The organism is Gilliamella sp. WF3-4 (assembly GCF_001690275.1).
Classification (GTDB): Bacteria; Pseudomonadota; Gammaproteobacteria; order Enterobacterales; family Orbaceae; genus Gilliamella; species Gilliamella apicola_C.
The window spans coordinates 1-1,945 of the sequence record NZ_LZGW01000044.1 but is presented as its reverse complement, the minus strand read 5'-3'; the positions used below and the strand labels follow the sequence as shown (position 1 = coordinate 1,945).

General features: G+C 37.3%; 4 protein-coding genes. All 4 read right to left on the bottom strand.

Annotated features, from left to right (window positions below; genetic code table 11):
- Window positions 1–194 precede the first annotated feature (194 nt).
- Window positions 195–425, bottom strand: a complete 231-nt coding sequence (locus A9G47_RS09235; RefSeq protein ID WP_065642119.1) for a hypothetical protein — start codon at window positions 423–425, stop codon at window positions 195–197.
- 27 nt (window positions 426–452) lie between these two features.
- A complete protein-coding gene (locus A9G47_RS09230; RefSeq protein WP_065642121.1) occupies window positions 453–1,280 on the bottom strand; it encodes a DUF6708 domain-containing protein in 828 nt (275 codons plus the stop codon).
- 16 nt (window positions 1,281–1,296) lie between these two features.
- Complete coding sequence (locus A9G47_RS09225) at window positions 1,297–1,527, bottom strand: hypothetical protein (protein ID WP_065642119.1); 231 nt, start codon at window positions 1,525–1,527, stop codon at window positions 1,297–1,299.
- Window positions 1,528–1,554: 27 nt separating this feature from the next.
- A partial coding sequence (locus tag A9G47_RS14305) for a DUF6708 domain-containing protein (RefSeq protein WP_176700691.1) occupies window positions 1,555–1,945 on the bottom strand: 391 nt, incomplete at its 5' end.

Sequence of the window (1,945 nt, the reverse complement as noted above, 5' to 3'; positions counted from 1 at the left end):
TAATAATAACAAAATAGAGACAGGTATAAAAAATCAGATCTGAGGGAATTTGACGAATAAAGGCACAGTAGTTATTATTAGCATAACTTAAGCGACGATCATGCAGGGGTACACTATAAGGACCTTTATCCAGATCACCAAACCAACCAAAAATTTGTGGACGGTATTTTGATGGCATTTTATTCTCCTTTTATTTATTCTTCATGAAATTGGTTACTGATTCGGTTAATGATGAGCGGAATTTCGCCATCATCTTGTCCATTAGGGCAGATATTGATTTGATAGTTATTTATTAGATCATAAGCAAAGGTACCCGCTACCCAGGTTATCAGCGTTAGATCACTACCTGGCTGGTTAGAATCGGTTTTTTTTACTTCAATTTTTTCAATATCGGTAAAATTAGATTGCCATACCGCTTTGCCCATGCTTGCCAAACTGCAATGGCTTTTGGGCTATTGCGTTATATTGTGCCGTTGTTTAATTTCGGCGAGCTCTTCTAATGATGTGGCATTAAATGCTTCTACCATCCATTCAGGCCAGCCTTGGCCGTCAATCCTATGGGCTTTAAATTCCGCCTCTTGATCTGATCGGTATTCACCATCATCAATATTGGCTGATTTATAATACACCATAAAACTATTGATCCATCCCCAAACAAATGTACTACCAGCGCCTGCTCGGGCAGGATCTAGCATGATATGATCAATCACTTGATGCGTACCGGGTTGGCACACCATTAACACAGTCGAGCTTAAAGCATTACGCGACATATTATGGATAATAACACCATGCAAATCATCCCAATCATATTCTTTTATTCGGCGTTTTTTCGGTTGTAAAAATACTGCAGGATGGCGTAAAAACTTAAAGTTAAAAAAGTAACTTTCGTTAACATAGACTTTACCCGTTTTACGGTTAAATATAATGGGGCTACCACGGCGAGAAAAAACGTTTTGGTAGAGCTCTGGAAGAGCATATGAATAGATAACAAATGAACTTAATAACATACCAAATAATACTATAAAAAAAACCTTTAATTCAGATTTTTTTAGTAATATTGAAAAAAAATCAAAACTAAAAAAGACTAAGACCATAAACATTAAAATTAATGATATAGATAAACACAAATAAAGAATCTGATCAGAAGGAATCTTTCGAATAAAGGCACAGTAGTTATTATTGGCATAACTTAAGCGACGATCATGCAGGGGTACACTATAAGGACCTTTATCCAGATCACCAAACCAACCAAAAATTTGTGGACGGTATTTTGATGGCATTTTATTCTCCTTTTATTTATTCTTCATGAAATTGGTTGCTGATTCGGTTAATGATGAGAGGAATTTCGCCATCATCTTGTCCATTAGGGCAGATATTGATTTGATAGTTATTTATTAGATCATAAGCAAAGGTGCCCGCTACCCAAGTTATCAGCGTTAGATCACTACCTGGCTGGTTAGAATCAGTTTTTTTCACTTCAATTTTTTCAATATCGGTAAAATTAGATTGCCATACCGCTTTACCCATGCTTGCCAAACTGCAACGGCTTTTGGGCTATTGCGTTATATTGTGCCGTTGTTTAATTTCGGCGAGCTCTTCTAATGATGTGGCATTAAATGCTTCTACCATCCATTCGGGCCAGCCTTGGCCGTCAATCCTATGGGCTTTAAATCCCGCCTCTTGATCTGACTTATATTCACCATCATCAATATTGGCAACATCACAAAAAAACATAAAACTATTGATCCATCCCCAAACAAATGTACTACCAGCGCCTGCTCGGGCAGGATCTAGCATGATATGATCAATCACTTGATGCGTATCGGGTTGGCACACCATTAACACAGTCGAGCTTAAAGCATTACGCGACATATTATGGATAATAACACCATGCAAATCATCCCAATCATACTCTTTTATTCGGCGTTTTTTCGGTTGTAAAAAT

Excerpts from the sequence above, each read along its gene's own strand:
- A9G47_RS09230 (WP_065642121.1), bottom strand. The coding sequence starts at position 1,280 with ATGCCATCAAAATACCGTCCACAAATTTTTGGTTGGTTTGGTGATCTG.
- A9G47_RS09225 (WP_065642119.1), bottom strand. The coding sequence starts at position 1,527 with ATGGGTAAAGCGGTATGGCAATCTAATTTTACCGATATTGAAAAAATT.
- A9G47_RS09235 (WP_065642119.1), bottom strand. The coding sequence starts at position 425 with ATGGGCAAAGCGGTATGGCAATCTAATTTTACCGATATTGAAAAAATT.